The following is a 2,543-nucleotide window of genomic DNA, read 5'->3' as shown; positions in this document are numbered from 1 at the left end:
CCATGGCGGCCTGATGATCAACCGCCCGGCCGCACACGGAAATCCTGACAGTCCCACGAGGTCTGCAACTTGCTCAAGCGCGGCCAAGCAAACACCATATGCGCCAGCTTCTGTGACATCTATAGTGTTAGCATACGCTGCCCTCGTCGAGGGACCAGCCGGCTCCCAATGTAAATCCGTTAACGCGATACCGTCCGACCATTCAATGCAAAAGGTGGTTGGGCTCGGGTGATGACGATCCAAGCAGACCGTCGCCGCCTCATAATACGTTCTCGCAATTGCCTGAGTGAGGCCAGGATGCCTTATGTGCATGTCGGCAATTGGTAGCGTTGGGTTCCCCATGAACCCAATTGACGCCAATTCCGTCCAAGAATCAAGACGCTTGCTCTTAAATGAGTTAGCCTTGAAACCCCTTTCCTACAGCCCCCACCCTGAGTCATCCTCCCCCGATGACTCGCGTCCAGACCCCCCGCCCGCCACGACAGCTGGCCGCTCGACATGCAGGCCGCATTCCTCCGCGCGCTCTCGGCGACGCATTCCGTCTCCGAGGCGGCGAAATCGGTGGGGCGGTCGCGGCAGTCGGCCTATCGGCTGCGCTCGCGGCTCAAGGGCCAGCCCTTCGATCTCGCGTGGGAGGTGGCGTTCCATCATTCTTATGACGTGCTCGCCCACACCGCGCTCGAGCGCGCGCTCAACGGAGTCGAGGTGCCGGTGTTCTTCCAGGGCGAGCAGGTCGGCAGCTACCGGCGCTTCGACGAGCGGCTCACGGTGGCGCTGCTGCACCGCTTCAGCGCCGGTGGCAATCCGCTGTTCGGGCGGCTCGGGCCCTCGGCGGAGCGCCATGCGCGCGACTTCGAAGGGCTGCTGGCGCAGATCGAGGACGCGAGGCCGGTCGAAACCGGCGCGCTCTCGCCCGAGGACCCCGGCGAGATCGAGGCATTGCGGCGCGGCTTTTCCAGCATCCCGGAAAAGGACGCGGTTGCCTGTCCGTCCGGCTTCACCGACGAAGAGATAATGCAGGCGTTACAGAAGGTTGGCTGGAAGGAGTAAGGCGGACACGGTGTCCGCTTTGTCCGCTTCGCTGTTTTGTGTTCCGCAGCCCCTGCGGGCTGCGAAATCCTCGCTCACACGCCCTGCGGGCGCGTCGCTGCGGGCGCGCGTTCACGCTTGCGGTCGCTGGCGCGACCGATATCGGCGCTCTCCGCTCGGGTCGTGCTGACTTCGGCCCGCAGGGCCGCGAGCGCACGGGGGCGCGCTCGCAATCTTGCGACGGGCCGATTAGGCGATCTGTGGAAAGGGTGCTATGGAGCGCGGGCTGACGTCGAAATTTGCGACGGACTTCGAAATTTGCGCTCAACCACCCGGCTCCGGCCGTTTGGCGACTCCCAGACGACGACTTCCTTTCATCGGACGATACGACGCACGGCCCGCAAGGCATCCCGCCTGTGGGCAACCCCTTGTTCTTGAAAGGAACATCGCATGAGCACCAAGACCGGAACCGTCAAGTTCTTCAACACCGAGAAGGGCTACGGCTTCATCCAGCCCGACGATGGCTCGTCGGACAGCTTCGTCCACATCACCGCCGTGCAGGCCGCCGGGATGCACAGCCTCGATAAGGACCAGCGCCTCAGCTACGATCTCGAGCGCGGGCGCAACGGCAAGGAAAGCGCCGTGAACCTGGCCTCGGCCTGATCGCATACCGGAAGCGGGGCGCTGGCTGCGTCCCGCTCCCACACCTCCTACGCCTACGCCTCCCGCCTATCCCCTCCCATGGCAGGACACCCCCGATGGCCCAGACCTACGAATTCTATTGCGAGCGAGCCGATGAGGCCGCCGCCCTCGCCGAAAAGGCGACGCTCGAGAACGTGCGCGAGCGCGAGCTGCGCTCCGAGAAGACCTGGCGCGGCCTTGCCGAACACGCGCGCAAGACGATCGTGGAGCGCGACAAGGCCGAACGCGAACGCGCCGCGCGCCGGGCGGCAAGCGACCTGACGGACGAACGCTCCGTCGGATAGGGCTGGCAAGCGGCGCGGGCGGGGCGCATTGTCTCCTCGGGCAACAGGGTGACCCAAAGCACAAGGAGAACAGTGCCATGAGCACCATGCAGTTCCAGTTCAACACCGACAGCTCGGTGATGGGCACCCACGAGGTCGCCGCCAGGATCGAGGCACAGGTGCGCCAGCGGCTCGCGCGGTTCAGCGAGCGGCTGACGCGGGTGGAGGTGCATGTCTCGGACGTCAACGGCGCCAAGCACGGCGCGGACGACAAGCATTGCACGATCGAGGCGCGCCCGCGCGGCTCCCGCCCGATCGGCGTGACCGGCAAGGCCGCCGATGTCGACGCCGCGGCGCGGATCGCAGCGAACACCATGGCCGAGCGGCTCGAGCGGGTGCTGGGCAGGGCAGAGCGTCACCGCCGCGACCCTTCGCCCGACAAGCAGATCTAGGCGGCGGCTAGAGCCCCTTGCGCCCGAACACCCGCGCCCGCACGCCGCGCCCGCTGACCCCGGTGAGCCCCGGCTCGGCCGGAGCGGGCGGCGGGGT

4 protein-coding genes are annotated in these 2,543 nt (G+C 66.3%); all 4 read left to right on the top strand.

Annotation, left to right across the window (positions count from 1 at the left end; translation table 11 throughout):
- Nucleotides 1–498: 498 nt before the first annotated feature.
- Nucleotides 499–1,050, top strand: coding sequence for a hypothetical protein (locus tag AX692_RS14205; RefSeq protein WP_073977733.1), 552 nt, complete (start codon nucleotides 499–501; stop codon nucleotides 1,048–1,050).
- A gap of 429 nt (nucleotides 1,051–1,479) precedes the next feature.
- Nucleotides 1,480–1,692, top strand: a complete 213-nt coding sequence (locus AX692_RS14200) for a cold-shock protein (protein WP_017664974.1) — start codon at nucleotides 1,480–1,482, stop codon at nucleotides 1,690–1,692.
- A 95-nt stretch (nucleotides 1,693–1,787) separates the two neighbouring features.
- Nucleotides 1,788–2,015 carry a hypothetical protein gene (locus tag AX692_RS14195; protein ID WP_073973957.1) on the top strand — a complete coding sequence of 76 codons (228 nt, stop codon included), beginning with the start codon at nucleotides 1,788–1,790 and terminating at the stop codon, nucleotides 2,013–2,015.
- 77 nt (nucleotides 2,016–2,092) lie between these two features.
- Complete coding sequence (locus tag AX692_RS14190; RefSeq protein WP_230959589.1) at nucleotides 2,093–2,446, top strand: HPF/RaiA family ribosome-associated protein; 354 nt, start codon at nucleotides 2,093–2,095, stop codon at nucleotides 2,444–2,446.
- The last annotated feature ends 97 nt before the right edge of the window (nucleotides 2,447–2,543 follow it).

This window comes from Erythrobacter donghaensis (assembly GCF_001557325.1).
Classification (GTDB): Bacteria; Pseudomonadota; Alphaproteobacteria; order Sphingomonadales; family Sphingomonadaceae; genus Erythrobacter; species Erythrobacter donghaensis_B.
This window is presented reverse-complemented; position numbering and strand designations above follow the sequence as displayed.